At 63.9% G+C, this 26912-nt stretch carries 24 protein-coding genes and 1 tRNA gene; 11 read left to right on the forward strand and 14 right to left on the reverse strand.

The window, feature by feature from the left end; all coding sequences use genetic code 11:
- Positions 1 to 16: 16 nt before the first annotated feature.
- The 4 genes from VKP62_16880 to VKP62_16895 form a co-directional block, all read right to left on the reverse strand.
- Positions 17 to 1672, reverse strand: a complete 1656-nt coding sequence (locus tag VKP62_16880; protein MEB3198868.1) for a PfaD family polyunsaturated fatty acid/polyketide biosynthesis protein — start codon at positions 1670 to 1672, stop codon at positions 17 to 19.
- A 17-nt stretch (positions 1673 to 1689) separates the two neighbouring features.
- Entirely contained in the window at positions 1690 to 2697 is a 1008-nt protein-coding gene (locus VKP62_16885) for a dihydrodipicolinate reductase (protein MEB3198869.1), read from the reverse strand.
- A 138-nt stretch (positions 2698 to 2835) separates the two neighbouring features.
- Positions 2836 to 3480: a hypothetical protein gene (locus tag VKP62_16890; protein ID MEB3198870.1), complete on the reverse strand. Its 645-nt coding sequence runs from the start codon at positions 3478 to 3480 to the stop codon at positions 2836 to 2838.
- Positions 3481 to 3729: 249 nt separating this feature from the next.
- The gene (locus VKP62_16895; protein MEB3198871.1) at positions 3730 to 4371 is read right to left on the reverse strand and encodes a hypothetical protein; all 642 of its coding nucleotides are present in this window, start codon (positions 4369 to 4371) and stop codon (positions 3730 to 3732) included.
- A gap of 279 nt (positions 4372 to 4650) precedes the next feature.
- Between VKP62_16895 and VKP62_16900 the strand changes: the two genes are divergently transcribed.
- The gene (locus VKP62_16900; protein MEB3198872.1) at positions 4651 to 5802 is read left to right on the forward strand and encodes an ankyrin repeat domain-containing protein; all 1152 of its coding nucleotides are present in this window, start codon (positions 4651 to 4653) and stop codon (positions 5800 to 5802) included.
- Positions 5803 to 5870: 68 nt separating this feature from the next.
- On the forward strand, positions 5871 to 7397 hold the full coding sequence (locus tag VKP62_16905; GenBank protein MEB3198873.1) for a leucyl aminopeptidase family protein: 1527 nt from the start codon (positions 5871 to 5873) through the stop codon (positions 7395 to 7397).
- 49 nt (positions 7398 to 7446) lie between these two features.
- On the opposite strand, the gene VKP62_16910 is transcribed toward VKP62_16905, so the two are convergent.
- The gene (locus VKP62_16910) at positions 7447 to 8235 is read right to left on the reverse strand and encodes a hypothetical protein (GenBank protein ID MEB3198874.1); all 789 of its coding nucleotides are present in this window, start codon (positions 8233 to 8235) and stop codon (positions 7447 to 7449) included.
- Between the two features lie 220 nt (positions 8236 to 8455).
- Positions 8456 to 9574 carry a tRNA pseudouridine(13) synthase TruD gene (locus VKP62_16915; protein MEB3198875.1) on the reverse strand — a complete coding sequence of 373 codons (1119 nt, stop codon included), beginning with the start codon at positions 9572 to 9574 and terminating at the stop codon, positions 8456 to 8458.
- A 56-nt stretch (positions 9575 to 9630) separates the two neighbouring features.
- Between VKP62_16915 and VKP62_16920 the strand changes: the two genes are divergently transcribed.
- A complete protein-coding gene (locus VKP62_16920; protein MEB3198876.1) occupies positions 9631 to 10599 on the forward strand; it encodes a 2-dehydropantoate 2-reductase in 969 nt (322 codons plus the stop codon).
- A gap of 85 nt (positions 10600 to 10684) precedes the next feature.
- On the opposite strand, the gene VKP62_16925 is transcribed toward VKP62_16920, so the two are convergent.
- Positions 10685 to 11122 carry a universal stress protein gene (locus tag VKP62_16925; protein MEB3198877.1) on the reverse strand — a complete coding sequence of 146 codons (438 nt, stop codon included), beginning with the start codon at positions 11120 to 11122 and terminating at the stop codon, positions 10685 to 10687.
- A gap of 220 nt (positions 11123 to 11342) precedes the next feature.
- Here VKP62_16925 and VKP62_16930 point away from each other — a divergent pair, with 220 nt between their 5' ends.
- Both VKP62_16930 and VKP62_16935 read left to right on the forward strand, forming a co-directional pair.
- The gene (locus tag VKP62_16930) at positions 11343 to 11999 is read left to right on the forward strand and encodes a response regulator transcription factor (GenBank protein ID MEB3198878.1); all 657 of its coding nucleotides are present in this window, start codon (positions 11343 to 11345) and stop codon (positions 11997 to 11999) included.
- A complete protein-coding gene (locus tag VKP62_16935) occupies positions 11996 to 12298 on the forward strand; it encodes a hypothetical protein (protein ID MEB3198879.1) in 303 nt (100 codons plus the stop codon). Before VKP62_16930 ends, VKP62_16935 begins: the two co-directional genes overlap by 4 nt.
- 18 nt (positions 12299 to 12316) lie before the next feature.
- Here VKP62_16935 and VKP62_16940 read toward each other — a convergent pair whose 3' ends face one another.
- Positions 12317 to 13414, reverse strand: a complete 1098-nt coding sequence (locus tag VKP62_16940; GenBank protein MEB3198880.1) for a hybrid sensor histidine kinase/response regulator — start codon at positions 13412 to 13414, stop codon at positions 12317 to 12319.
- Positions 13415 to 13511: 97 nt separating this feature from the next.
- Here VKP62_16940 and VKP62_16945 point away from each other — a divergent pair, with 97 nt between their 5' ends.
- From VKP62_16945 to VKP62_16965, 5 genes are all read left to right on the forward strand, one after another.
- Positions 13512 to 15524, forward strand: a complete 2013-nt coding sequence (locus VKP62_16945; protein ID MEB3198881.1) for a response regulator — start codon at positions 13512 to 13514, stop codon at positions 15522 to 15524.
- Entirely contained in the window at positions 15524 to 15895 is a 372-nt protein-coding gene (locus tag VKP62_16950) for a response regulator (protein ID MEB3198882.1), read from the forward strand. The genes VKP62_16945 and VKP62_16950 overlap by 1 nt, the downstream gene beginning before the upstream one ends.
- 45 nt (positions 15896 to 15940) lie before the next feature.
- A complete protein-coding gene (locus VKP62_16955) occupies positions 15941 to 17245 on the forward strand; it encodes an acetyl-CoA hydrolase/transferase C-terminal domain-containing protein (protein MEB3198883.1) in 1305 nt (434 codons plus the stop codon).
- Between the two features lie 88 nt (positions 17246 to 17333).
- The gene (locus VKP62_16960; GenBank protein ID MEB3198884.1) at positions 17334 to 17648 is read left to right on the forward strand and encodes a hypothetical protein; all 315 of its coding nucleotides are present in this window, start codon (positions 17334 to 17336) and stop codon (positions 17646 to 17648) included.
- Positions 17597 to 19036 carry a hypothetical protein gene (locus VKP62_16965; protein MEB3198885.1) on the forward strand — a complete coding sequence of 480 codons (1440 nt, stop codon included), beginning with the start codon at positions 17597 to 17599 and terminating at the stop codon, positions 19034 to 19036. Before VKP62_16960 ends, VKP62_16965 begins: the two co-directional genes overlap by 52 nt.
- 46 nt (positions 19037 to 19082) lie before the next feature.
- On the opposite strand, the gene VKP62_16970 is transcribed toward VKP62_16965, so the two are convergent.
- Positions 19083 to 19472, reverse strand: coding sequence for a DUF5335 family protein (locus VKP62_16970; GenBank protein ID MEB3198886.1), 390 nt, complete (start codon positions 19470 to 19472; stop codon positions 19083 to 19085).
- Between the two features lie 233 nt (positions 19473 to 19705).
- Between VKP62_16970 and VKP62_16975 the strand changes: the two genes are divergently transcribed.
- Entirely contained in the window at positions 19706 to 20083 is a 378-nt protein-coding gene (locus tag VKP62_16975) for a DUF2237 domain-containing protein (protein ID MEB3198887.1), read from the forward strand.
- 89 nt (positions 20084 to 20172) lie between these two features.
- Here the strand turns inward: VKP62_16975 and VKP62_16980 are convergent, their stop codons facing one another.
- From VKP62_16980 to VKP62_17000, 5 genes are all read right to left on the reverse strand, one after another.
- The gene (locus tag VKP62_16980; protein ID MEB3198888.1) at positions 20173 to 21972 is read right to left on the reverse strand and encodes a DEAD/DEAH box helicase; all 1800 of its coding nucleotides are present in this window, start codon (positions 21970 to 21972) and stop codon (positions 20173 to 20175) included.
- 136 nt (positions 21973 to 22108) lie between these two features.
- A tRNA-Arg gene (locus VKP62_16985) sits at positions 22109 to 22182 on the reverse strand.
- Positions 22183 to 22246: 64 nt separating this feature from the next.
- Positions 22247 to 25969 carry an AAA family ATPase gene (locus VKP62_16990; GenBank protein ID MEB3198889.1) on the reverse strand — a complete coding sequence of 1241 codons (3723 nt, stop codon included), beginning with the start codon at positions 25967 to 25969 and terminating at the stop codon, positions 22247 to 22249.
- A gap of 101 nt (positions 25970 to 26070) precedes the next feature.
- Positions 26071 to 26562: a hypothetical protein gene (locus VKP62_16995; GenBank protein MEB3198890.1), complete on the reverse strand. Its 492-nt coding sequence runs from the start codon at positions 26560 to 26562 to the stop codon at positions 26071 to 26073.
- A 113-nt stretch (positions 26563 to 26675) separates the two neighbouring features.
- Positions 26676 to 26912, reverse strand: a 237-nt coding sequence (locus VKP62_17000; GenBank protein MEB3198891.1) for a hypothetical protein, incomplete at its 5' end; no start/stop codon positions are given.

Raw genomic sequence — 26912 nt, forward strand, 5'->3', positions numbered from 1 at the left:
CCGTTCTGTGTGGGGGTCAAGCCAGCGCTTGTTCCAGGGCAAGGTCGGAGAGCACCGGCGCAACCGGCAACCCGACAGGCAGCTGCAGCGCTGCCCCTGAAGCCTGACACCGCAACAACTCCCAGCGCTTGAGCGCACACGCTCCCACCAGGAGGTTGTGCGCCACTCTCACCACCCCACGCGCAGCGGGTTCAGCCAGCGCGGTTCCGGCCGTCCAGGCGTTGAAGGCGCCCATGGCGGGACCACACCAGACCTGGTAGTCCAGCTTGCGGGTCGGTTCACCCGCATTGGCCCAGCGCGACGCGTGCCCGAGATACCAGCGGAACACCAGCGCCATCCGATGGCGGGGGTCGCGCTCCGCTCGCGCAATCTGGCTCGGATCACGGGTGGTGAAATATTGCCGCGTTTCCTCCCAGATGCTCTCCAAGGTGGCTCGAAAGTAGTCCTTCTCCAGCGACTTGCGCACCTCTTCCGGGAGTGCCTCCAGGCTGTCGTGGCTGCGGTAAAGCTCATAGAGCCGTGTGGCGCGCATGGGGAACATGGTCCCGCGTTTGAGGACCTGGACCTTGACGCCCATCTCGAACATATCACCTGCAGGCGCCATCGCCACATCGGCCTGCTGCGCTTGTGCGAGCATCGCGCGCACAGCGTCGGAACTGCCAGACTCCACGCAGGCCTGATTGATGGAGCCTGTCACGACGTAGTCTGCACCGAGCGCAAACGCGGCCGCCACACTCTCCGGGGTGGCAATGCCTCCGGCGAGGCCCACTCGGGGCCGCCGGGCATAACCGTACTGCTTGGCCAGGGCGTCACGCAGGGCCAACATGGTCGGAAGCAGCGAGAGGGCCGGCCGATTGTCGGTGTGCCCCCCGCTGTCAGCTTCGGCGGTCAGGTCGTCGGCCACGGGGAGCGCCCGCGCCCATTCCGCCTGCTCGGCCGACAGGTGCCCCTCCTCCACCAGCTTGGTCAGCATGCCTTCCGGCGGTGGGGCCAGAAATTTGGAGGCCACCTCCACCCGTGAAACCTTTGCAATCACGCGATTCGGGGCATGGGGACGCCCGTCTTCGCCAAGGCGGATCCCCGCCGTGCGATAGCGCACGAGCGGCAAGGTCAAGTCCAGGTAGGCCGCCGCTTCGACGAGTCGAATCCCGCGTTGGAGATACAGGGCCACCGTATCCCGTTCATGGTCCGGCTCGTTCGGCGCATGCAACAAATTGAACCCGTAGGGAGCTTCTCCCAAGGCCGCCTGAATGCGGTCGATCGCCGCCTCCACCCGTGGGAGAGATAGGCCGCCGGCTCCAAAGAATCCAAGCATTCCATGCCGCCCCATGGCCTCCACGATCGCTTCCGAGCCAATCCCATTGGCCATCGCGCCGGCCACGTAGGGGTATTTCAGGCCGTGGTCCCGCAGAAAGTCGGGCGCCCCCAGCTGCGCGGGGCGCAGGGCAGGGATGATTCCCAGGACCGGCGCATCGCCGTCACCTTGCCGCTCGGAGAGGAGGCTGCCTCCCATCCCGAGGCATGCGCCTCCGTTGCGCTCCAAAAGGACCATAGAGCGGCCCAGAGAACGCAGTCCCAAGGTCCATTCCCCCTCGGTTTCGAGGACGGTTCCGGCGCCTTGACGCCACGCGGCGATCGCCGTGCGAGGAGGCTCTGTGGTCAGCGGCGACATGAAAGGGCTCCTTGCGTTCAGGCGGGGTAGGCGTCGCTGTAGCGCACGGGCAGGTCTGCCACCGTGCGGAGACCAGGGGGGGCCGCCGCCACCAACGGAATCGCATTGAGGATCGCGGCGGCCGTTGCCAGGTCACCATGGGTGCCGCCCGGAATCTCGAGCGTCAGGTCCGGCACCCCACGCAACACGATCCGGTCTGACGGCGCAGAGGCGCCCACATACATCTCCAGGACCAGCCGCAGAACTTCCTCTTCCCCACGCGACGCCACGCAAACTTGGCGGACTCCCGCCACCTGACCAGCCTCGACCGTCAGGTAATCGGTCGTGGTGGTGGCCCGAGCCAGCACCGGGTCAATCGTCTCGCTGATGGTGTCCACCGGTACGCCCCACGCGTCGGCGATCAGAGCGGCCGACTCCGGCAACCCGTGATGCTTGATCCTCCCCGCTTCCACTTCCGCCCGGAACTGGGCTTCCGTCATTCCGGCACCCACCTTTTTCTGCAGAGGCAGACGGCGACGACCTGCGTCCACGACCCGGGTGATGGTGGCGCCTTCGACGCGCTGGCACACGGAGGAGAGCGTCAGGACCAGCTTGTCCATCACAAACCCTGGGTTCACGCCCGTGGCGTGGAGCGTCACGCCGTGGGCCACCGCAATCTCATTGAGTTCCCGCGACAGGGCGGGATGTTTCCGCAACGGATAGGCCAGTTCTTCGCACGTCGAGACCACGTTTCGGCCTGCCGAGAGGCAAGACACCAACTGGTCTCGGACCGAGACCAGGTAGCTGCCGGTGCAATGCACCACCACATCGGCGGGCACCTCGAGCCCTTCCGCCAGGCTGCCCAGCACCGGGACTCCCAGCGATTGAGAGAGTCCCAGGATCTCGCCCAGGTCTCGGCCGACCTTCTCCGGGTCGGCGTCCACGGCGGCCACGATCGTCGCGTGCGGCTTTTCCGCTACCAAGCGCCCGATGGAAGCCCCGATCGGCCCCAAGCCAAACAGTACAACCCGCAAACCCTCTGCCACGCTGGTCCTCCCAAAGCTCACCGCCGGTCGCGCGGAGCGCGCGACCCGTTGATTTTAGCAGCCTGGGAGGGAACTGTCCCGCCTGAGGGGATGGGGGCAGTGGAATCCGGACGCCGACCTGGAGGGCTCAGAACGAGTTCAGCGCAGAGGCGTCGTGCTCTGGTCGCCCTTGGGTGGGTTGATCAGGGTGACCCAGGCCGCGATGGCCAGGTCCTCGAATTCCGCCTGACTCAGCTGGCCGTCCTGGGTCTTATCAGCGGCCTGAAAGGTGGCGGCGTCGATGGCGGTGATCCGGACCGCGGTTCGAATGCCTTTCAGTGTGAGCGTCAGGTTGGCGCGTTGCAGGGCGGCGTCATTCGATTCACTGGGGCTCAGCAGCGCATTCTTGTCGGTGTCGAGGTGCTCAAACGCCTTGAGCAAGGACCGCCGGTAGATCCGGACAAAGTCTCCCACGTTCTGGTGGAACAGGCCGAACACGCCTCCCCGAGAGGCCCACGTGCGAAACTCGCGCTCGGACAGCTTGCCGTTGCGATCGTCATCTGCGCGTTGATAATCTCGCACGTCGATGAAGGGCCCTGCCTCGAACTCGTCGATCATCAGGTCTGCGTTGGCGTCAGCCTTGGCAAACGCCGCGGCGTATACCTTATTGAAACCCTCCGCGAGGCCTGCCTCACTTCGAACTCCCAGGCTCCCCGGCACACTTACCACGGGGCCAGGGTTACCGGCGCGGGCACAGCCACTGGCGACCAGCAAGGCGACGGAAAAGACGACGGCTGTGGCCACTTTCAACAAGCTCGGACCCTCAAGGCGTACGGGAGGACACGACAGGGTTATCGCGAAGAAGTCACGCCCGCTTGCGTCTTTTTGGTAAAAAACACACCAAGGAAGGACTAAGGCGTCAAATTTCGGCGATCGGGTCGGTGGTTCCACCCCGGATGAGTTGATCAAGGCGGTTCATCAAGGTAAGGCTCCAGTCAAGCGGGGAACGCGTCGGAGGTCAGGGGAAGGCAGACCCGGCGGTCCGTCTTCCCTTCAAAACAGATGGGTGCGCGTCTGAAAGGGGTAGCTCGGAAACTGCATGCCGAGGGGGCCGAGGCCCACCACCGTGAAGGTGTAGGAGCGAAACCGGGAAAGGCCCTCGATGGTGACCTGCTGCAACTTTTCAGACTTGTTGAGGTGGTAGACCCCGTCATAACCGCGGCGCTCCAGGCCGAAGGTCTTGCCGAAATACACGATCCCCTTGGCGTCAGCATCCGTGCGCCAGGCAATCGTCACCGAGGTGGCAGTCTTTTTCATGATGCCCACCCCATAGGGGCGCCAGGGATCGAGGATGTTCTGGCTTTCCGCCTCACCCGCGGCAGTGCTGCGGCGAACCGCCAGGTCGAACTGAGGGGCCTCCGGGATGGCTACCGAGTCGGCAGGGGGCAAGGGAATGGCCTGCGGGAGGACGTTCCCCTGGGGGGGCACGGCGGGAGCGGACAAGCTGCCCTCCGAACGAATCGATGGCGATGTGGCCTGTTCGAGGCTGACGCCGATCGACGCGCCGGCAGCCTGAGGCGCCGAGGCCGGCTTGAGCTCAGTCGTCCGCAGGACCGCCTGCGTGGGGCCGTCCGCGCATCCCGAGGCGACGAGAACCGAGAAGGTCATGGAAGTGAGAAGCAAACGTTGATGCACGGCAGGAACCTCCAGTACTTAACCAGTAAATTATGCAATTATAATCTCCTGTTAATGAATTATTCTGACCTGCTTATCGGGTTAAATTTTAGTTAAAAATTACAGTGCCGACCCGTCGCCGGCCGGCCCTCGGCGCGCCTTCAGGCAAACGCGAGAACATAATGGGAGCGCGCCTTTTGGGGCGAAGAAGGCGCCCCTCGTCGGGTATAGGGAACTTGCGTCCCCGTTTTTCCGAACAGGGACTTGGTGTCCATTCCGTTCCGCGAGGAAGTTCCGACGATGCGAGTCGCGCCTTTGCTCATCGCCGCCACGATGATTCTGTGTTCCAGCCTGAGCGCCCCTGAGCCCGTCTCGGCTGCCAGTGCCACCGAACTTGGTCTGGCCGCTTCCAGCGGCGACGTGGCCCGGATCAAGGCCTTGGTGGCCAAGGGGCAGAGTCTGGACACCCCGGACAGCGAAGGCTACACGCCCTTGATGTGGGCGGCCCTGAACGGGCAGGTCAATGCCGTGGCCACCCTGGTTTACCTGAAGGCCAATCTCGACCTCCAGGATCGGGAGGGCTACACGGCGCTGATCTGGGCGACCCAGAACAAGTACGAGACCGTGGTTCGACAGCTGGTGAATGCGGGTGCAGCACTCAATACCCGCGACAATCACGGTTACACGGCCCTTCACTGGAGCGCGCAGGACGGACAGTTGGCCGTCGCGAGGATTTTGTTGGCCAAAGGGGCTGACCCGAATGTACGGGACAACGAGGGCTACACCCCCTTGATGTGGGCTGCCCAGCAGGGGCACGGGACGCTGGTGTATGAAATGCTCGCTTATAACGCCAATCCCGACCTGAAGGACAAGCGGGGATTTGCCGCGCACGATCTGGCCAGCGCTTACAACCATCCGGGCATACTCGCTCAGCTCAAGGCGTTCAAAACGAAGTCTCAGGCACGCCCGGCCGCACAGCCGTCTAAACCGGTTGCTGCCTCCCTTCCCACTCCCTCTGCCACGACCATCTCCCTGGCCGCTCCGGGCACCGAGGCCCGGATGTCACCCTTGAGCGGCAGGCCTGAAGTCGTCCCGGTCCGCAGCGATTTTGAACCCAAGGTGCTCGCCGTCGTGGGGGGAACGGAGGGAAATCCAGCCAAAGCCGCTTTCGTCGTGCCGGATTTGCAGAAGCAACTGGCCCGCTACGACGTGGACCGGAACCGGGTGATCGATGGGCGGGACTGGCGCAACCTGACGACGATGCAGAGCCGGGTGGCCCTGGCCAAATTGCTCTATCAGTCGCGGACCGGGCAAAAGGAATGTGGGAACGACACCGTCAATCAGGTCATCTCAAAGATCGACTGGGTATACCAGGAGGCCACTCGGCGCGAATTGACGCTCAATCAGGCCTGGGATACCCCGTCCCACCACTTTGAGCCTATCCGATGGTAAGCTGATGGACCGGTCCGTCGCCCCCGGCCTCGTTTCGGCCCAATCGGCGGCGTGGAAAGAGGTTCATCGTGTCTTCCCCGCTTCATCAGGCCATTTCCTCCCTGGCGGACCCGAATTCGTCCGCTCTGGTCGTTTTCTCCGACACCACCCTCGTCTTGCCCGAGGCCTTCCAAGCCTGGGACCTTGAACTTGGTGGGCTGGTGGCTTCCGTCCTGGCCGCCGGTGACTTCCGGGGGCGGGCCGATGAGTGTTTACTCATTTACGCTCCGCAGCTTCCCGTCCGTCGAATCGCCCTCGCGGGCCTTGGTACACCGGATCGGACGAACCTGGAGGGCCTTCGTCGGGCGGCTGGAATTGCGGCCCGCGCGCTGCAGGAGGCTGAGGTCACTGCAGCCGTTTACCATCTGCCGACGGGCTTGCGGGCGACCCGGGAGGATGGCGACGCCGCTCCGGCGGACCTGGCAGCGGCTGTGGGTGAAGGCGCTCGCCTGGCGGTTTTCGAATTCGTGCGTGCCAGCAAGGCGCTGCTTGAACCCAAACCTCGGCTCACGGTGTTCGAATGGGTGGGAGAGCCGCTGCATCACGCGGCCCACCAGGCTGGTTGGACCCGCGCCGCGCAGATTGTCACGGCGATCGACCACGCCCGGCGTCTGATTCTTCGCCCAGGGGGCGACCTGACGCCGGCCGTGTTCGCCGACGAGGCGTCTCGTCTGGCTGGGGAGGCGGGCCTTCGGGTGGCGGTCATGGACGAGCAGGAACTCGCTTCGCGGGGCTTCAACGGAATTGTGGCGATTGGGCGGGGCAGTGAGCAGCCGCCTCGATTGATCACCCTCCACCATGAGGGGGGTGAGCCGGGGGTGCCCCCCATTGCCATCGTCGGAAAAGGGGTGACCTTTGATTCAGGCGGCATCGGGATCAAACCTTCCCGTGGAATGGAAAAGATGAAGTACGACATGGCCGGTGGCGCGGCCGCCCTGGCCATTGTGCTGGCCGCGGCGTATCTGCGCCTGCCGGTGAACCTTGTGGCGGTGATTCCCAGCGTGGAGAACATGCCGAGTGATCGCGCGCTGTGTCCCAATGAAGTACTCACGATGTATGGAGGCCTGACGGCTGAGATCAACGACACGGATGCAGAGGGTCGCGTGATCTTGGCCGACGCGCTGGCCTATGCGGCCAAGGACCTCGGCGCGAGGGCGATCGTCGACATGGCCACCTTGACTGGCGCGGTAGCGATTGCCCTGGGACGGACCATCTGTGGGGTGATGGGCACCGAGTCTGCCATGACCGCTGCCCTGATACGATCGGGACGCCTGGCTGGTGACCCGGGTTGGGAACTCCCTTTGAACGAGCCCCGCTTCGACGACATGGTCAAGTCCGACATTGCGGACCTCGTCAACTACCCTGGCGGTGAGGCGAGTTCCATCACGGCCGCCTCGTTCATGAAGCCGTTTACTTTCGGCAAGCCTTGGGTTCACCTGGACATCGCCGGGGTCGGTTGGTCCAACAAGGTCGATGGGTATCGCATCAAGGGGCCCACCGGAGCGCCGATCAGGATGGTGCTGCACTGGCTGCAAGCCGGTGCCCCAGGGGCGTGACGGAGGGCAACGATTGTTGCGGATCCGCAGGTATCCGCGCGTCAGCCGCCTAAGACGATAAGCCCAAGGCCTTGGTGGCCCGCCCTAAGGCTGCTCCAATGGGGCGAGACAGCGTACCGCCCAGCAAGAACTGGTCCAGCAGAGAGACCGCCGTGGCGGAAATCCCGATCACCGTCATGGGTACCACCAGCGGAGCCAGGGCCAGTCCGCCCACCGCCACACCCGCGGCTCCGCCCGCTGCCAGCAGCCCCGCCGCGCCGCCCGTCACGCTGAGCACGGCCAGCCCGGTGGCTTCCTGCTTTTTGACCGGATCATTTTCCATGGCTGCCCGTCCGACATCCAGGGCAGCCACGCCCGCGCCCAGCAAGGGGGCGGTGCGGGCCAGGCCATTGAACACCTTGGCCACAGCCGGTGCCTTCGCCGTCAGCACGCCAGCCAGGCGAACGGCCTCATCCGCGAATTGGGCCGCGAAACGTCCGGCGTAAGAAAGCTTGCCCAAGCCCCCAGACTGCGAGGCTGCTCGCAACACGCGGGCCGTCGAGGGGACCGCGCGCGCGGCGTCTGCAGCCCCCGCGGTACCGGCCAGGCCATCCACCGCTTTCCGAGCGGGACTGGAGGCCAGCGGGTTGCCCGTCGGTTCGGCGCCCTCCCGAGACGACGCAGCAGCGACGGCGGACCCGGCGACTTGTTCGGGCTTCGCCTGGGTGGCCATCGCATCCCGGCCAAAGGCGCCCTTGGCCGACCCGTCCGGCGCGCCACGCTCTGCAGGGCCGGCTTTGGGGGCTGCGGTCGGGCTCGCAGCAGGGAATCCGGAATGCTTGGGATCGTCGGCTCGCACAACACACTCTCTCTCGCCGGGGAACACGCCACACCCAGCTGCTTGTTTCATCCCCCACGGTGAAACGAACTGTCGTCGGATCACAAAAACTTAAGCAAGGTTTTATTTTGAGAGCCTCGCTCCGCCGTGTGCCTGGCGCGATCTTCAGACTCGGCCGCTCGCGCTCGGGAGCAGCGAGGGCTGAGTGACCGGGGCCTGCGGCGTGTCTCCCGCCACCCCGTCAGGCGTCGTCGTCACTTCCTTCGAGTCGGTCTTCCGGCGTGGCGGCCATTCCCTCCCCATCGACATCGGAATGGTCCTTGAGCACTTCCCGCAAGACGGCCGTGGCATAACCGCCCGGAGGCAGGCTGAAACGCAGCCAAAATCCCGTTTCAGTGGGGCTGACCTCGGCGTCACCCAGCGGAATCCGGATGGCGCGACGAGAACCCGGCAAGGGCCTGAAACCCGCTCTTTCCAGGCCCAGCGTTGCCAACACCTGGTCTTCTTCGGCCCGGGCCCGATCGGCGGCTTCGTGAAATTTACGCCCAAACAGCGGCCCGGTCGCACTGATCTCAAAGTCCGCGGCCCGGCGATTCTCGACCTCGGCGTCCCCCACCTGGAACTTCCCCCCGCTGACGTGCTTGATGGCGATGTCCCCCCTGAACACCTCTGCAAAGGACCCAATGGCCAGTCGATGCGCCAACCAATCATTGAACACCCAGCTCTGCACGGCCTGACAGAGCAGCGTTTCGCGCCACCCTCGGGGCTTCCGCCCCCGCGCCAGAAGTTGCAATCCCTCCCAGGCATTGTCTCCGTCACGGCCGAAGCGCTGAGGCCCGAAATAGTTGGGTACCCCGGTCCGTTGAAGGCGGCTCAGTACGGCCCTGGCTTGATCTGCCTGCCCATCGGCGCCGCGTACGTGAATCTGGAAGTGGTTGCCGCCTGAATGACCCGCTTGAAGCTTCTTTCCGTGACGGTCCACCTCCAGCAGACGAACCCCGGGAATCTCGGGCCAATGGTCTATGGAGATCCCGGTGGACGCCGGCAAGGATAGCCATTGGGTGGTGACAGCTCGGCGATCCTTCAGGCCTGCGTGACCCACCGCGTGGACATCAAGCCCGAATGCTTCCTGCAAGGCGTCCATGACGTCACGGGTCGTCCGGTCCCGCTTCTCGATCCGGACCACCACGTGGTCTCCCTCGCCGTCGAAAGGCGCGGCCTGTCGCTCGTCCACGCGAAAGTCGTCCACTTCCTGGCGAATGCGGCCCCCGGTACCGGGTACATCCGAGGTAAGGAAAGGCCAACGAGCAGGATCGTAGAGCCAATGGTCGCGTACAAGGTGGTTCGGCAGGGGCATCATAGGCCCCATCATACGCCTCTGAGAGGCGGCCGGGGCGATGTTGCCGGGAGGGGTGCTTGAAACTCAGAGAGGCACCTGCCAATCCCCCTGTCTGGATCATTGGAGCCGGGGCGATCGGTCTCTACATGGCGGCCCATCTCAGTCACGTCACCCGCGTGACCTTGGCGGCTCGTGCGGCGCGCGCCACCTGGCTGGCAGAGTCCGGCTTCCAGCTGGCTGGCGCGGAGAGCGGGGACTTTCGCCCGGAGGTGGTGCCCATCGATCAGGCCTTTGCCATCCCGGAAGAGGCCATCGTCGTGGTGGCGACCAAAGCCACCGACCTGGAAAAGCTGGTCGGCGTTCTCTCGCCGAATGTGGCGGCCGGGCAGACCGTCGCCCTCGTCCAGAATGGCCTTGGCGTCCATAAATTTGCCCGATCATATCTGCCCACCGCTCATCTGGTTCGCCTGACATGCTGGGTGGGCGTCTCCCTCGAGCAGGGGCGTCGAGCCGTGGTGGCCGGCGCGCCGCTGTTCGAGTCAGGATATGATCAGCCGGAAGTCGGCAAGGCCTCCGAGCAGGTTCTGGCGCTGTTGAATGCCGCCAATCTGCGCGCCAGACACGGTGGTAGCGTGGCGGAGGTCGAGTGGCGCAAGGCGTTGTTGAATCTCAGTGTCAGCGGCATCTGTGCGGTGCTGGATGAACGGAACGGGGCCATCCTGGGGTCCCCGGAATTGAGGGAAATCGTGGAGGATATCCTCGCCGAGGCCATGCCCGTCGCCGCGGCGGAGGGGGTGGTGTTGGGCCCCCAGGACGCGGACCGTGTCTTCACGGCCCTCGACAACACCCGTGACAACTGGAACGCCATGATTCAGGATCTGCGTCGAGGAGCCAGCACCGAGATGCCATTTCTGAACGCGGCGGTGGACCGCCTGGCCAGGCGGCATGGCTTGCGAGCTCCGGTCAATGCCACGATCGCCCGCCTGATCACGCACATCACCCGCGGAGGGAGACGCGCCGGCGGTGGTGCGCGGGCCACGGATTGATGGGCTTCGTGGCATGCCTCAGCCTGCCGTCGACGCAACAGGAAAGGGCGGCGAACGCCACCTGCCTCCGCAGGCTCGCCTGGAGCTAATTCGCAGTCTCGGGGCGGATCACCAGCACCGCCCCCCGCCATTGGTGCAGAACCGCATCCGAGATGCTGCCCATCAGCAGGCGTTCCAGGCCGTTTTTTCCGTGTGCCCCCAGGACGAGGATGTCCGCGGCGAGTTCACCCGCCAGTGCCACGATTTCATGGGCAGGGTCTCCTTCACGTCCGTGCGTCTTGGCCTTCAAACCGAGGTTCCCCAGCACCGCGAGGGCGTTTTGGAGGTGGGATTCAGCTTGAGTCATTTCGCGATGGACCTGGGCGGCCGCAGCAAAACCCACCTCACCAGCCGCAATCAGTGGTACCACATTCGCGACACTGACCACGTGGAGTTCCGCTGCTTGCAGCGGCAACAGCGTGGCTGCCCGTCGGATGGCCTGATGGGAGCAGGGACTACCATCGGTCGCGATCAAAATTTTCACTGGCCACCTCCTTGGACGCATCGAGCCGACGGCTCGGCCCCTTGACGGCCCCCATCGGTCGGGCGTGCGTCTCAGATATCCTAGCGGGCCTGGGGTTCACAGGCTTGGGGGGATTTTACGGAACTGTTTGTCACCGGAAGAAGGACCTCCGCAAGAAACCCCGATGCTTTGCCACGAGCACAGTGATACCTTGGGAGGCGGCGAGGGAGGCAACGCTGACATGGCCGAGAAGACACGCATACTCATCGCGGATGACCACGCCGTGGTGTTGGCCGGCCTGTCGGCGATTCTCTCGCTGGAGCCAGACTTCGACCTGGTGGGGCAGGCGCGCGACGGAGACGAAGCCGTGCGACTCGCGCTCGTCAGTCGTCCCGATGTCGTGGTGTTGGACTTGCAGATGCCCAAATTGGACGGCTTTCAGGCGTTGGCGCGGTTGCGTGCTCATCTTCCGGAGACCCAGGTGCTGATCCTCACCTCGTTGGATGACGAGGCCTCCATCTACCGCGTCCTGCAAGCCGGAGGTTCTGGTTATGTCCTCAAAAAAGCCGCAGAAGTGGAACTCGTGGGAGCTGTGCGGGAGGTTCGCAGAGGGGGCGCCTTCATTCGACCCCAGTACGAGGCCCACCTGGCCGCCGATTTTCTGGAACGCCTGGAGGCTGGCGGCGCAGACCCCCAAACCTTCGAGCGTTTGACGCCGCGCGAGCGTGAGATTCTTGGCTTCGTGGCCAAAGGGTTAACCAACCAGCAAATTGCCAGCCACCTCGTGATCAGTGTCCGCACCGTAGAAACCCATCGCGCCCATTTGATGGACAAGCTGGGCTTCAAAAAACGCTCCGAACTGGTGGACTATGCCATTCGAAAGGGTTTTTTGACGTGAGTGACGAAAAAATCCTGTCGCTGAGGAACCCCTCGGATTCAGCCTCGGCTGAAGCCGCGCTGGCCCTTTTCGGCCATACCATGCGCACGACCATCAACGCGGCCTTGGGATTCTCGGAAGTACTTACTCAAGGCCATTTTGGTCCCATCAGCGAGGTCCAACGAGAGGCCCTGCTGCGGATCAGTCGCAACGCGCGCACGATGGTTCATGTGCTCGACGATTACATCGAGGGCCGGCGGGAGAGGGGCGAGGCGTTTCCCCACTCTGAGACACAGGAGCCAGCCCCACCAGTGGAATGACACTCAACCGGCCGCGTGTCAGGCTCCGCCCTTCTCCAATGGTAGGCTGAAGCTGAAGACACTGCCGCCACCGGGGGCGTCCTCCACGCGAATGGCCCCACCGAGCGCCGTCATGGCCCGGTGACAGAAGGCCAGACCCAGTCCATAGCCGCGCTGGCGACCACCGCTCTCGCCGCCGCCCTGCGCATAACGGTCGAAAATCCGGGCCTTGTCGACATCCGGAATGCCAGGCCCGGTGTCGTGGACTTCCACCAGCAGCCTGTCCTCCACGGTCCGGGCGCATATCTGGACAGCCCCTTCCGGAGTGAATTTGAGGGCGTTGGCCAGCAGGTTTTCGATCAGGCGCTTGACCAGGTCGGGGTCAGTCCTGACCGCCGGAAGATCGGGGGGTACAGCGGCACTCATGGCCAGGCCTCGAGACACCGCCATGGGGCGCAGGATGGTCAAGCAACGTTTGATCAGCGGCCCCAGTTCGACCCGCTGAAAGTTGGGAACGAACCCCTCCTCCTCCAAGGCGCTGGCCTGCAGGAGACCATCCACAAGGGCGGCCACCTCCTCCGTGGCCGTGGTGGCATGGTCCAGCATGATCCAGCGCGTCGATCCCTCTTCTTCCTGACGCTTGAGCACGCCCAACGTGAGCCGAACGCCATCCAGAGGAGCGCGCATGTCGTGGACCAGCATCGAGGCGAAGTCACGCCTCAACCTGTCGAGCTCGCGTTCCGCTTGCGAGAGGCGCAAAACACTTCGGAGGCGGACGACGAGCTCATCCATCTGAATCGGTTTGGTCAGGTATTCGGTGGCTCCCAATTCGAGGCCCCGCTCGACCAGGGCGGCTTCACGTGCGTTGGCTGTCAGGATGACCACTGGAATGCGTCGTGTTCTGGCTGACTGGCGCAACTGCTCAAGGACCTGGAATCCATCCATGCCTGGCATGGCAAGGTCCAGCAGAATCAGGTCGGGGCTGTGCTCTCTGGCCATTTTCAGACCGGTCGGTCCGTCTTGGGCCAGCAAGACGCCAAATCCGCGTGCATCCAGGATGGCGTCCATGAGCGCCAGGTTGTCCTCCTGGTCGTCGATCACGAGAATTTGACGCGCGGATTCGTTTTCAGTCGGCATGTCGCCATTATAGTCGGCTTCTGACTTGACGCGTGCAGCATCGTGGACGCTCGCGGTGCTGGAACCTATAATGTGGCGGAGCAGGGGGGAGGCAGGCGTGCAGGCATCTTTGCGCGAACAAAAACTGCAGCAGCTCGTGGAAGCCGGCATGTTGCTCCATCAGGGCTTGGACCTCGATGCGGTGTTGCAACGTTTGGTGGCGTTGGCCTCGCATCTGGTGGATGCCAAGTACGCCGCGTTGGCCTCGCTGGATGAGAACGGCCGGATCGAGCGTTTTCTGCACCACGGGCTGACGGAAGAACAGGTGGCGGCCATGCCACACCTCCCCGAAGGCAAGGGACTTCTGGGCGCGTTGCTCACGGAGGGGCGCCCCCTGCGGGTGGCGGACATGCCCAAAGACCCGCGCTCGTCAGGGTTTCCTGCCAACCACCCTCCCATGAGAGGCTTTCTCGGAGTGCCCATTCTTCGTCGAGGTAAGGTATTCGGGCGCCTTTACTGCACGGAAAAACGCAGCAGCGATGCCTTCACCGCGGAAGATGAGGAATTCGCCATCATGCTGGCGGCGCAGGCGGCGGTGGCCATCGAAAACGCTGAACTTTACGAGCAAGCTCGTTCCGCCAGTCGCCTCAAGAGCGAGTTTCTGGCCAATATGAGCCACGAGTTGCGCACCCCCATGAACGCCATCTTGGGGTTCACCGAACTGGTGTCGAATGGGGCGTTGGGGCCTGTAACGGACAAGCAACGGGAAGGCCTCGGACGGGTTCTTCGCAACGCTCGGAATCTGCTCGAGCTGATCAACGGGGTGCTCGATCTGTCCAAGATCGAAGCAGGCAAGATGGAGCTGGCTGAAGCCGACTTTGCGCCTCGTGGCCTGGTTGAAGGCTGTATCACCGCACTTGAATCCTTGGCGTCGAACAAGGGCCTGTCGATCGAGTTGGCCGTTCAGGACTCGCCTGCGCGCGTCACGGGCGACGAGGGAAAAGTGCGGCAAATTGTGGTCAACCTGCTCTCGAATGCCATCAAATTCACGGAACGCGGCACCATTCAGGTGCGTCTGTCCGGAGAGCCTCAGGGCTGGAGCGTGGCAGTCACCGATACAGGAATCGGCATTGCGCCTGAGCATCAGCGATTGATCTTCGAGGAATTTCGCCAGGTGGACTCCTCCAGCACGCGCCAGGTGGGCGGCACGGGCCTCGGTCTGGCCATCAGCCTCAGAATGGCCCAGATGATGGGGGGCACGGTTCGCGTGGAGAGTGAACTGGGAGTTGGAAGCACGTTCACCTTGTCACTTCCGCTGGCCCCCGGGATGGAAGACTCTTCGACGCCGGGAGCCTGCTTGGCGACGGGTGAGCGGCCGCCCGGAACCGTGGTGTTGGCGATCGACGATGACGCCGATGTTCTGGCCCTGATGGTCAATCGATTCCAAGGCAGCGAATTCAGTGTCTTGACTGCCCTGGGCGGAGAAGCGGGGCTCCAGGCGGCGGAGCGGCTATGCCCCGACGTGATCACGCTGGATGTCATGATGCCGGGACTGGACGGTTGGGAGGTGTTGCGACGCTTGAAGGCCAATCCGGTCCTCGCGGAAATTCCCGTGGTGATGATGAGCATCGTGGAGGATCGGGCGATGGCGTTTGGCCTGGGTGCCTCGGATTGTATTGTCAAACCCATTGCCAGTGAGCGCCTGCTGGAAACCTTGCGACGAACCATCAAAGGGGTTCCCGGTCAGGCGCATCAGGTCCTGATTGTCGACGACGAACCCGATGCGCGCGCGCTGGTGCGTGACCTTGCGCGTTCGGCGGGCTTCGACGTCCGTGAGGCGTCTGATGGGCAGCAGGCGATGGCGGCCATCCGGGAACGGCGCCCTGATCTGGTCGTTCTCGACATTTTGATGCCCGAGATGGATGGCTTCCTGGTGATCGAAACCCTGGCCTCCGATGCCGACCTGCGGACCATTCCCGTGATTGTGTTGACTGCAATGACGCTCACCCCGCGCGATGAGGAGCGCCTCAGTGCGGGAGCGCAGCGCATCCTGCGCAAGGCGTCCCTGAACGCGGACTCTTTGCTGCTCGAGCTGCGTGCGGTTCTCGCTCAGAAAGGCTCTCATTCCTGATGCGCATACTGCTGGTCGAGGATGTCGAGGACAATCGGGCATTGGCTCGTTTTCTGTTGGAATCTCAGGGTGTTGACGTGGACGAGGCCTGCACGGGGCGCGAAGCGCTTGAGGCCCTTGGGAAGCGGCAACCTGACCTGATCCTGATGGACCTTTCGTTACCGGATATGGATGGTTGGGACGCCACGCGGTCGATCTTGACGACGCCTGAGTGGCGCAACATCCCTATCGTGGCCCTGACGGCGCACGCCATGGCGGGCGATCGGGAGCGGGTCATGGCGCACGGGTTTCGGGGCTACATGTCCAAACCGATCGATGTGTCGACCTTTTGCGACCAGGTCCTGTCCTTCTTGCCGTCTGCCTCGGTCTGAGAGGCACTGACCCAAGTCGGCTCATCCCCGGGAGTGGAGCGTTCGATGAGTTCAGATTGGCGCATTCGTGCGTGTTCACCCGAAGAGGCTGTCCGCTTGGTTCGCAGCGGCAATCACGTGTTTCTGCACGGCGGGTGTGCCGTCGCGCTTTCGCTGGAACAAGCGCTCGCCCGTCACGCGCTCGCCCTGGAGGAGGTGGCGGTCTACCAGATGCACAAGGAGGGCGAGGAAGCGCTGCTCGACCCGGCCCTTCAGGGGCACGTGCGAATCCATTCGATGTTCTGCGGATCGCGGGTGCGGGCCGCGGTCAACGCGGGCCAGGCTGACTTCATCCCGGTCTTTCTGAGCGACATTCCCCACCTGATGCGGCAGGGACTATTGCCGATCGATGTGGCGATCGTGCAGCTTTCGCCACCCGACCACCACGGATGGTGCTCGCTGGGAACCTCGGTTGATGTGGCCCATCAGGCCGTGCTGTCGGCCCGCGTGGTGGTGGCGGAGATCAACGCGCAGATGCCTCGCACCATGGGCGACTGCGTGCTGCACGTCGACGACCTGGATGCCTTTGTCCTGACGGACCGTCCCCTGCTCACCTTGCCGCCCCGTCCGCTGGATGCCGTGTCCCGAGCCATCGGCTCGCATATCGCGGAACTGGTGTGCGACGGCGCCACCCTCCAGGTCGGGATCGGGGCGATTCCCGACGCGGCCCTCGCCGCGATGGCGGGCAAGCGCGATCTGGGCGTCCACACGGAGATGTTCTCCGATGGTCTGGTGGACCTGATTCAGCGGGGCGTGGTGACGAATGCGCGCAAGCTGCTGGCCCCTGGCCGCACGGTGACCAGCTTCGTGATCGGGACGCGCAAGACTTACGACTTCGTGCATGACAATCCGTCGGTGGTTTTTCATCCCTCCGATGTGGTCAACGACACCAGCCTGATTCGCCAGCAGCCCAACATGACGGCCATCAACTGCGCCCTGGAGGTCGACCTGACGGGACAGGTGTGTGCGGATTCCCTCGGCACCGAGATCTACAGCGGCATCGGGGGACAGATGGACTTCGTGCGCGGGGCGGCGATCGCCCCGGGCGGCAAGGCCGTCATCGCCCTTCCCTCCACCGCCAAGCAAGGCAGCCTGAGCCGGATCAAGCCCGTGCTGGCCCCTGGTGCCGGGGTGGTGACGACCCGGGGGCACGTGCAGTATGTGGTGACGGAGCACGGGGTGGCCGACCTGCGCGGCAAGAGTTTGCGCGAGCGCGCGGAGGCGCTCTGGGCGATCGCCGACCCGTCCCACCAGGCCGACCTGCGGGCGGCCATCCTGGCACGGCGCCAGTTCTCGATTCCCATGCCATAAAGACCCTCAGACCGGTTCGTTCGCGACACCAAGGGTATAAGGGGCACTAGCCAGCTGTATTTCGCCAGAAACCCTGGAGGGAGTGTCGATGCAGATTCAACCCAACCGCAAGGCCACTGCCAAGCTCACCCCTCCGCCACCTCCCCCACCGCCGGCCAAGCAAGCCAACTCGCCCAGCGGCCAAAAAGCAGTGAACACCGGACCATTGGAGGCGAAGCCGGAGGCCCTGAAAGGCTCGAGCACCACCAGTCGACTGGTCCTGCCGGGCACGGAACAGGCGGCGGACGTCACGGGTAAAGCGCTGAAGGGGGCCCAAGAGGGCCTGGCCGCCCTGGCCGGCCAAGGCGTCAGATGCTGGAAGCGGGCCTTCGACAAGGCCAGCAGGCGCTTGACGGTGTCGTAAAGACGCAGGTTCAGCTTGCCACCACGGTCACCAGTGCAGCCGGCGACGCGTTCCAGAGCATCGTCCTCCCTGTGCTGGACGGCTCGCCTGTCGGCGGTCGGGTCCACACGGACAAGGGCATGGGGCCCCTCGGCCCCGTGTTGACCGAGCGACTGGCCGTAGGGGAAGCGGTTTCGGTGGAGGTCGAGGCTGGCGTCACGCTACCCACGGAATTCACGGGGGCGCCCAATGTCAAGCTGGATCGGGGAGCCACGCTGACGGTTCGGCGCGTCGAGGCTCTGTATGAACAGAATCGTCCCATCCTCGACCCGGCCACCGGGAAGCCCGAGACGCGCCTCGAGGTCAAACTCACGAACGTGTCGCGGGACGGAGCGGCCTACAGCGCGGAAGTTGGCGTCAACGCGGGGGTGACATGGGGGCAGCACCGAGTTGGCCTGACGGCGGAGGCCAAGGCTGAAGCGGAACTCGGCGCGAACCAGACCGTGACCCTGACCACGCGGCTGGACCCGAACGATCCATCGAGCGGGGCCACGCTGTCCCACGTGCTGAATTCCGTGGCGAAGGCGAGTGGTCTCAACACCGTCCCCGGGCTGACCGAAGCACTGCAGCAGGCCACCGGGGGTCCGCCCTCGCCGGCCACCAATACCATCTTCGAATCCATTTCCCAGGACATCGGGCTCTACACCGCCGCCTCGGCCGAGGCCTCCTTGGAGGCGGGGTTGCGCCAAGCCGAAAAAGGTAGCACCGGTTTGATCCAGAATGCCGACGCCTTCGAGAAAAACGGTCTCGAAGGGCTGCTGAAATTGACCCTGGCTGCCGCATCCGCCAGTGCTGGCAGCGAGGTGGGGGTGGGCCAGGAACTCAATGGTCGCACGGGTGAGCGGACGATGAAGATTCGGGTGGCGGCTGAGGCCGGGGCCAGTGCCACCTTGCTCAACCAGGGGGCCAACGGTCAGGTGCGCGGTGAGCGAACCATCAGCCTGGTCTCCAAGGAAGGCGTGGTCACGGGCGCTAATGTGACGATGACGGTGAGCCGGGAACAATTCGCGGCGTTGCGTAACACGGTTGAAGACGTGTACGGGCGACCGTTGGATGAGGGTTTCATCGCCGGTTTGTCATCGGAGGATACAGTCAGGATGACGCTGTCTGTCCGTCCTGAGGTCCTGGCGAAAATGAAAACCGGCGATCCCGCTGCGCTTCAGCAGGCTGTGACTGCTCTGGTGAGCGGTGGCTTGAATCGTTCGGATTTTTCGCTGCAGGAGGGCAACATCCAGCGGGTTCGCCGAAATGAATTCCAGCTCTCGGGGGATATGGGTCTCGCCCTGTTGGGCAAGCTCGAATCGAGAGGGGGCATCACCTTTGGCCACGAGCAGATGGTTGAGGGCTGAGTAGCCTGGCGCGGATCACCTCTTGCCCCGCGGCACGGGTGGCCCGTCAATCGACCTCGCTGGTGGGAGGGCTTTCCAGGGAGGGCTCCCGGGCGGGCTCCTCGAAGAAGATCAGAGTCTTGACCTTGGCCTTGTCTTCGATGTCCAGTGCGTGAACGCGTCCGGCAGCGTCTTCCTGGGCCCACACGCTTTGGGGTTCCAGCACGAGGTGGGTGAAGGGGCCACTTCCACCCGCCAGGGTGACCTCGATGGCGCCTGACTCCGAGCCCTTTTGTTCCAGAGACAGCCCCACCAGTGGCAGGTGTTCCGCCAGTGCTTGGCTGCCGAGTTCTCCTCCAGACACCTGAATACTGACCGGTTGATTGAGCCGATGATTACCGAGCGAGCAGAGGAACTCCTGCCAGCGGGCCGGAGGAACCGCGTGGGTGCTCATCATGACCTCCTTGGGATGCCGCCGCGGCGAACCCCGTGGCCGTCCACGTCTGGATCGCGCCAGCGATGACCACAAGGGTGTCCTGCCCTGGGGGCGGATGCCAACATGCAAGCCCGCGAGATGCCGAACGGCAGCCCCTCGACTGGTTCGCGATGCTAGCTTGGCGCCAGCCGGTATGGGATACTGCGGGCTCAGCTTGAAAGGAGCCTCTCACCGTGCCCTCGTCATTCAGTTCCCTGGGACCGTCCGCGCAGTTCAACGTGTATGGTGAGCAACTCAAGTCCTGCAGCACGACTCCCTTGACCGGTTTCACCCGCAATGGCTGTTGTGAGGTCACGGGCGACGACGTCGGCTTTCATGCGGTTTGCGCCGTCATGACGGATGACTTCCTGACCTTTAGCCAAGCCATGGGCAACGATCTGTCGACCCCGCGCCCAGAATGGGGTTTTCCCGGCCTCAAGGCCGGCGATCGCTGGTGTTTGTGCGCGCCACGCTGGCAAGAGGCCTTTGAGGCCGGCAAAGCCCCCTACGTCCTGCTGGAATCTACTCACGTGGCGGCCTTGGAGTTTTGCCGTCTGGAGGACCTGAAGCCATTCGCCATTGACGCCCGCTGAGAATGAAACGTGCCTGCGCGAGGGGGCGACGCCGTCACGCAGGCAAGCGGAATCGCCTGGGAGGGAAAACCGAGGAGAATCCTCCCGGTTCACTCCACCACGTTGGCTTTGAGGGCGCGTCCGCGATAGTTCATGCCGTTCAGTTGGGTCGACACGCGACGGGCATCCGCGTCGCGAACGTCAAAGAAGGCGAAGTGCGGATGGATGGCGATCGCCCCGATCGCGGCCCCCTGCACATTGCCAACCCCGCACACCAGTTTGACCAGGGCACCGCGCGTCAAACCGTGAGACTTGCCCTGATTGAGCCACAGGCGCGTAAAGCCGGGTTCGTGATGTTCACTTAGCCGTCGCAGCGGGCGCTTCGGGCCTTCCTCGCCATCCGGCACGAAGGCTCTCACTTCGCCCTTGGATGGGCGGTCCGTTCCAGCCTGTCCCTTGGGGGTCTCGCCTCCGCGCGCGCCTCGCGCCGGAGCAGCTTCGCCAGGCCGGTCGCCTTTGGCACCGCGTGGACTTGGCTTGGCACGCGCAGGTCCGCTGGCCGCCGCCACCGGGCTTGGTCGACGCGGCACCACGATATCGTTCCCCGCGGACAGCGTCGCACGCGCGTCTTCGTTTCCGGCCAGCAGGGCCGCCACCAGATCGGCGGGTTCGATGTAGCCCAACAGTTCGGAGGCGAGTGCCAGATAGTCGGGGTCAGGACCGGTCGCAATGCGGGCCGTCAATTGCTCATGGAAGCGCTCCCGCAGCTTGGTTCGGACATCGGAGGGCTGGGGAACAGGTTTCGTCTTGATCTCGACTCCTGCGTTGATCAGCATGCGCCGAAAGCGCGCTGCATCGCGAGGCGGCACGAACGTCACGGCTTCCCCGCTGGCCCCAGCCCGGCCCGTTCGACCCACGCGGTGAATGTAAGACTCCGGGTCGCGCGGGACGCCGAGGTTGTAGACGTGGGAGACGCCCTTCACGTCAATGCCGCGGGCGGCCACATCGGTGGCCACCAGCAGGTCGATCAGGCCGCGACGAAACTGATTGAGCGTGCGACTGCGAGCCTCCTGAGGCAGGTCACCATTGAGAAATCCAGCCGAAAATCCCTCTTCGCGAAGTCGTTCGGCGATCTGCTCTGTCTCCAGCTTGGTGTGGCAGAAGACGATCGCCAGAGCGGGTTGGTCCACGTGCAGGACATTCACCAAGGCATCGGTTTTGGCCTCCGCAAAGCACTCGTAGGCCACGTGCTGAATCTCCGGTGCGGACTTGCCGCCCTGGGACAGGCGAATTTCCTGAGGCTCCCGCAGCGTCTTGGTGGCCAGGGCACGGATTTCGGGCGCGAGCGTGGCGGAGAACAACAATGACTGGCGGTCCGCCGGCAGCGCGGAAAAAATTCGTTCGAGTTCCTCGGCGAAGCCGAGGTCCAGCATTTCATCCGCCTCATCCAGGACCAGCGTGCGGCAGGAAGACAGATCGAGACGCTCCCGCTCGAGATGGTCGACGAGCCGTCCCGGCGTACCCACCACGATGCGGGCCCCGTGGGCGATGGCGCGTAACTGGTCCCGATAGGACCCGCCCCCGTACACCGCCGCGACCTCGACGCCCATCGGGCGTGCGAGCTTGGTGATCGAGGTGGCCACCTGAAGGGCCAGTTCTCGCGTCGGTAACACGATCAGGGCGTCCACGCGGGGACGCTCGGTGACCGGGAGGCGCTGGAGGATCGGCAGGGCAAAGGCATAGGTCTTGCCGGTGCCCGTGCGGGACTGCACCAGCAGATCGCGGCCCGACAGCACGGCTGGAAAGGCCTCAGACTGGACGGGGGTGGGCGTCTGGAGGCCCTGGGCTTCCAGTCCTGCCAGCAATTCCGGGCGGAGTTCCCAGGACGTGAAGGGAAGGGTGGTGGTCATCGTGATCCTCCTGGCGGACCAAAGATCGGCCCCACGCAACCCGGCTTCGCCCATCAGAGGCGTCAGCTGCACGCTGCCGTAGGGGAAATGTGTAAGCAAAAACCCCGACACCCTGTCAGGTGCCGGGGGAATCGAGCGCGCCCACCAAGACTCGAACTTGGGACCTTTTGATTCGTAGTCAAACGCTCTATCCAACTGAGCTATGGGCGCTTGCATTCAAATGCTATCAGGTCCCCCGCATAACCGCAAGTCGAGCCGTCGATCTGGCTGCGGGCTAGAACTTGTTCATCCCGAATGGCAGCCCGATCGGCCCCTGCGGCGTTTGCGCGCGCTTCCGACTCAAGCTGAAGTCGATGTAATTGCCCTGCATGACCCGTTGCCTTTCGATGGGATTCCAAAAATGTTTGACGGCCTCCCCGTCCAACCCGGCCACCATGGAATGGACCAGTTGCTGGGCGCGTTCCGCGTGGCGTTTGGCCTCCGGGTCATAGGGGCGGGAGGCAGCCTGCCCGAAATATCCCAGGGCCTCTTGAAGGCGTGAACCGGAATGGCTGGCCAATTCGGTCAGGCGCTGGAAAGCCATTGCGGCCTCGCTGTCCCCCAGGGCGAGGCGGGTTTCTCCGAGCAAGCCCAGCAAGTCGCACAGGGACAGAATCGCGTCGGTTTTTTCAGCGAGGACGAGCCCTGCCTCCACCTCCAATTTGGCCTTTTCGTAATGTTCTTCCCGGAGCGCAATCCAGGCTCTTTCTCTGTGAACGTGGATCATCAAAGCCTGTGCGCCGCCCTCCAGCGCCTTGGCCCAGGCCGTTTCAAGGTCACGTTGAGCCCCCGCCAGGTTGCCCATACGAGCCTTGGCTTCGGCGCGCATGGCCAGCACGTGGCCTTCCGGTTCCGTATTTCCTGTCAGCTTCAGCAAGTCCAGCAGGCCGTCCGCCGTTTCCAGGGCGTCGGCGGCGCGCCCCAGATACAGCAGCAGGGCCATTCGGTGTTCCAGCACCCGGGCTTCCAGCATCTTGTTCGCACTGGCCCTGAACAATCCCTCCGCCTCCGCGAGGGCCTTGGAGGCTTCGCGCAATCTACCAAGATGCGCGTAACCAGGGGCCTTGAAGGTAATCGCCAAGGCGTGTACGAGATGCATCTGAGCTTCCGCCGCCAGGGCGTCCGCCGATTCCGCTTCAACCAGCCCGAGGTCAAACTCTCCCAATTCGTAGTTGGTGATGGCCAGATTCAGATGCGCGAAGGCCTCCTCCTCCCGTAAACCCAGTTCGAAGGCCAGGTTGCGATTGAGGCGGAACGCATTCTCCGCCTTGCGGAACTCGCCCAGCTTGAAGAAGGCAGCGCCCAGGAAATTGTAAGCATTCTGAAGGCCAACCTTGTGGCCAAGTTCATCCAGCAGCTGGACGGCTTCTTCCAGGTGGGCAATGCCGACGTACGCGTTCTCGGGCATGGTCGCGACGTAGAGGTGACCGATGAAGGCCAGGGCCTCGGCCACCACCCCTCGATCATCCACTTCCCTGCCACGATGCAGGGCCTCCTCGGCGTGCACCACGGACTGGGCCAGGTTCCCCTGCATGTATCGCAGCATGGAAGAGGTCAGATAGCAGCGGGCTGCTGAGGCCTGGTCGCCCGATCTCAGGGAGACTTCGAGCGACCGCTCACAGCATCCGAGGGCCTCGGCCAGATTGTCTTCACTCGTGTAACAATCCGCCAGCGAGGTGAGCATGCGTGCGAGATACATCGAGGCACCCACGCGTTGGGCCAATGGGATGGCCTCGAGGTAGCAGTGTTTGGCGCCAGCGATGTCGGCGGACATTCGCCGGGTGTCCCCCAAAAGCCGCAGGGCGAGCAGGCGAGGCTTGTCCCAGCGCGGGTCCCCATCTGCCTGAAGCAGGGTCACGGCGGTGCTGAGGTACCGCTCGGCTTCGCGATTCGCGAACAACATGGCGCTTCGACGCCCCACTTCAAGCGCGAAGGTCACGATCTTGTCCGGGCGGCAGCCCACGGTGTAATGGTCGGCCACCCCTTTGATCAGATCGAAGGGGGCTTCGCGCAGCTTGCCCTTGCCGATGCGCTTTTCAAGCACGGCGGCCACGCGAGCGTGCATGGCGGTTCGGTGTTCGGGCGTGAAACTCTCGTAGACCACTTCCTTGAAAATGGCTTGTGACCAGTCATAGTGGTTGTCGTCATCGAGCTCCAGAACCTGCTGTCGTTCCAGCGACTCCAGAGCGTCGAAAAGACGCTCTTCCCCAAAGCCAGTGAGTTCACCCAGCAGGGCGAGATCGAAGCCTCGCCCGAGCACGGCACCGATGCGTGCCACGGTGATGGCGTCCTCCGGTAGCTGCGCCATCTTGCGCAGCAGCAGCCCCTGCAGATTGCGGGGCAGGGCGCCGGGCTGCAGAGGCGCGTCCATCAACCAGCCATCCATACCGGGTGTGATCAGGCGCTCCCGCACCAGGTGCTCCAGCAAGCGCTGCACGTGGTAAGGATTGCCCTCGGTCAGTTCGGCCAACGGCCGGAGCAAAGGCGCGACCAAAGCGTCGTTTCCCAGGATGCGCGCGACCATCTGGGCGATCTCGTTGTCCCCCAACGCGGCGATTTTCACGTTTTCGACATGCGCCACCCACTCCCCTTGGAGGTGTTCACGATGGCGGGTCGCGACGACCCGTAGCAGGGGAAGTTGCGCCAGGTTACGTTGCAGATAATCCAACAGGTCCCGTGACAAGGGATCGGCCAGGTGCCAATCCTCCAGGATCACCACGAAGCTGCGACGAGCGGCCAGGCTGGCGAACAGATCGCCGATCGCGGCCATCAAGCGCAGCTTTTCCTTGGCCGGATCATCCATCTCAGGCGTGCTGGCCTGGGAGAGTTCCGGCAAGATTGAGGAAAGAACCGAGGCATGAACTTCCAATCGTTCCGGTATGTGTTCCTTCAGGGCGGGCACCAAGCCTCGCAAGACTTCACGAAAGGGGGCGTAAGGCGTGCTGTCTTCGCCCCGGCCCGCGCCCGTCACCACCGGCACGATTCCGTCGACTTGCAGGCCAGCCCGGAACTCTCTCAATAGACGGGTTTTTCCGATGCCGGGCGGGCCTTCCAGCAGGATGGTGGGAGGCGCCTGGCCGTCCATCATGCGTTCCACGGCGCGCTGAAGCAGGGAGCTCTCGTGCTCTCGACCAATCAGAGGCGGCGAGAGCAGGCTTCGGCTGGCGCGACCCGCTTCGAAACCCAAGGCGGACAGGACCTCTTCCGTCGACTGGAATCGGTCGGAGGGGGCCTTGGCGAGCAATTTGCGTACGACCCGATCGAGAACGGGATCGCAATCCGGGACCAGCCGTCGCAATTCGGGAGGGGCTTCGTGAACGTGGGCTCGCAACATTTCCGCCCGCGAGTCGTAGGTGAAGGGAAGACGACCCGTGACCAGTTCGAAGATCAGCGCACCGATGGCATAGAGGTCGGCCCGGCCATCCACCTCCCCTTTGAGGACGATTTCAGGCGCCAGGTATCCCAGGGTGCCGGCAATGGGCAGGTCACGTGTGCCGGCATACTCAATCAGGCCGAAGTCCATCAGCTTGACGGTGCCATCCGGCTTGATGCGGACGTTCTGACTCTTCAGGTCGCGATGGACGAAGCCGAGTTCGTGGACGTGTCCAAGCGCTGCCAACAGGGATGGCAGCAGGCGGAGGACAGCAGCGGGTTCGAAAGGAATCCGTTCGTCCAGGCCGTGCCCAGGAACCACCTCCATCGTGAAAAACGGCGTGCCATCCTCCAGTTGCCCGTATTCATGCACCTGGCAGCAATTCGGATGGCGCAGCTGGGTCATCAAGCGGAATTCCTGCTTGAATCGCAGAGCGCCCTCGTCGCCGAGGTGGGTCGACACCTGTTTGAGTGCCACCCGTTGGGCCGTGTCCACGTCTTCAACGAGCCAGACGACGCCCATGGCGCCGGTGCCCAGCTCATCAATGATCTTGAACCGATTGGCGATCAATTCCCCGGGTTGCAAGTCGCCTATCTCCCCCGCAGAACGTCCCTTGTTTGGGGAAGTTCCCTGTTACTATTCCCGAAAATCAAGGTTAGAGCCGGGCTACTCGGGAAAATCCAGGTTCATTTGACCTTGGGGCTGGGGGATGGAGCGGTCGATGGTTTTCCTCCCGGCGGGGGCAACTCAGGGAAACGCAGGTCGTCAAGATCCGGTTCAAGGTGGATCCCGTGCAAACCCCTGAGGGTTCCCGTGACGGTGATCTTGGCTCCCCGTCTGGCCGCGACAGCGGCCTCACGGTGCGCAGGCAGGAGCATGGGGCGCGCCATATGGGGCAGTTGAACCTGGATGAAATAGCCCCCCGAACGTTGCACGGCATCCAGCACCGTTCCCTCGATTTTTACGCGCCTTCCCCACAACGATTGTTCGAATGCCCGGTAGGCTTCCTCGATCTGAAGTTGCGTCAGGTCAGGCTTCGGGATGGCGAGCCTCTCCTTGATCAGGGCCTCCAGCGAAGTCTCAGCCGGCGCGGAGGTCGCTGGACTGGGCGTGCCGGTGGTCGCGAGCGCCAAAGAGGGATCGAGGGCCAACAGAGACGCCAGCAGGAATCCGTTCAATCTCCCGAACCAAACGCCACCCAAGGCGAGCGCGCTGGTGCTGGAGCGGGCGAGCAGGGTGTGGCCGCAGGCGTGTGACGCACGCCTCGGCGGTAAGCGGCCGATTCCTTCCGTCACGAAACGTCGGCGGAGGATCGCTGGAGGAGCGGAAGGGCGTGTGCCTTCAACGCATCCAACATGGCGGCCATGTGGGTGCGCGCCTCGGCGTCGTCGGATTCCAGCAGGGGGGCGTTTTGAATCATGTCCTTGCCAAAATCCGTGATGCGACCCATCACCTTGACGAAATCATCTTTGGTGAACGTCTCTTGGGAAGCCATCCCCAACTGGTCCATCACCTCGGCCACAAACTC

Source organism: Candidatus Sericytochromatia bacterium, assembly GCA_035285325.1.
GTDB lineage: Bacteria > Cyanobacteriota > Sericytochromatia > S15B-MN24 > JAQBPE01 > JAYKJB01.

What these genes read in the sequence shown, in the direction of transcription:
- VKP62_16880 (MEB3198868.1), bottom strand. Translation starts at nt 1,672, where the DNA reads ATGTCGCCGCTGACCACAGAGCCTCCTCGCACGGCGATCGCCGCGTGG.
- VKP62_16900 (MEB3198872.1), top strand. Translation starts at nt 4,651, where the DNA reads ATGCGAGTCGCGCCTTTGCTCATCGCCGCCACGATGATTCTGTGTTCC.
- VKP62_16915 (MEB3198875.1), bottom strand. Translation starts at nt 9,574, where the DNA reads ATGATGCCCCTGCCGAACCACCTTGTACGCGACCATTGGCTCTACGAT.
- VKP62_16930 (MEB3198878.1), top strand. Translation starts at nt 11,343, where the DNA reads ATGGCCGAGAAGACACGCATACTCATCGCGGATGACCACGCCGTGGTG.
- VKP62_16940 (MEB3198880.1), bottom strand. Translation starts at nt 13,414, where the DNA reads ATGCCGACTGAAAACGAATCCGCGCGTCAAATTCTCGTGATCGACGAC.
- VKP62_16950 (MEB3198882.1), top strand. Translation starts at nt 15,524, where the DNA reads ATGCGCATACTGCTGGTCGAGGATGTCGAGGACAATCGGGCATTGGCT.
- VKP62_16955 (MEB3198883.1), top strand. Translation starts at nt 15,941, where the DNA reads ATGAGTTCAGATTGGCGCATTCGTGCGTGTTCACCCGAAGAGGCTGTC.
- VKP62_16960 (MEB3198884.1), top strand. Translation starts at nt 17,334, where the DNA reads ATGCAGATTCAACCCAACCGCAAGGCCACTGCCAAGCTCACCCCTCCG.
- VKP62_16965 (MEB3198885.1), top strand. Translation starts at nt 17,597, where the DNA reads ATGCTGGAAGCGGGCCTTCGACAAGGCCAGCAGGCGCTTGACGGTGTC.
- VKP62_16970 (MEB3198886.1), bottom strand. Translation starts at nt 19,472, where the DNA reads ATGATGAGCACCCACGCGGTTCCTCCGGCCCGCTGGCAGGAGTTCCTC.
- VKP62_16980 (MEB3198888.1), bottom strand. Translation starts at nt 21,972, where the DNA reads ATGACCACCACCCTTCCCTTCACGTCCTGGGAACTCCGCCCGGAATTG.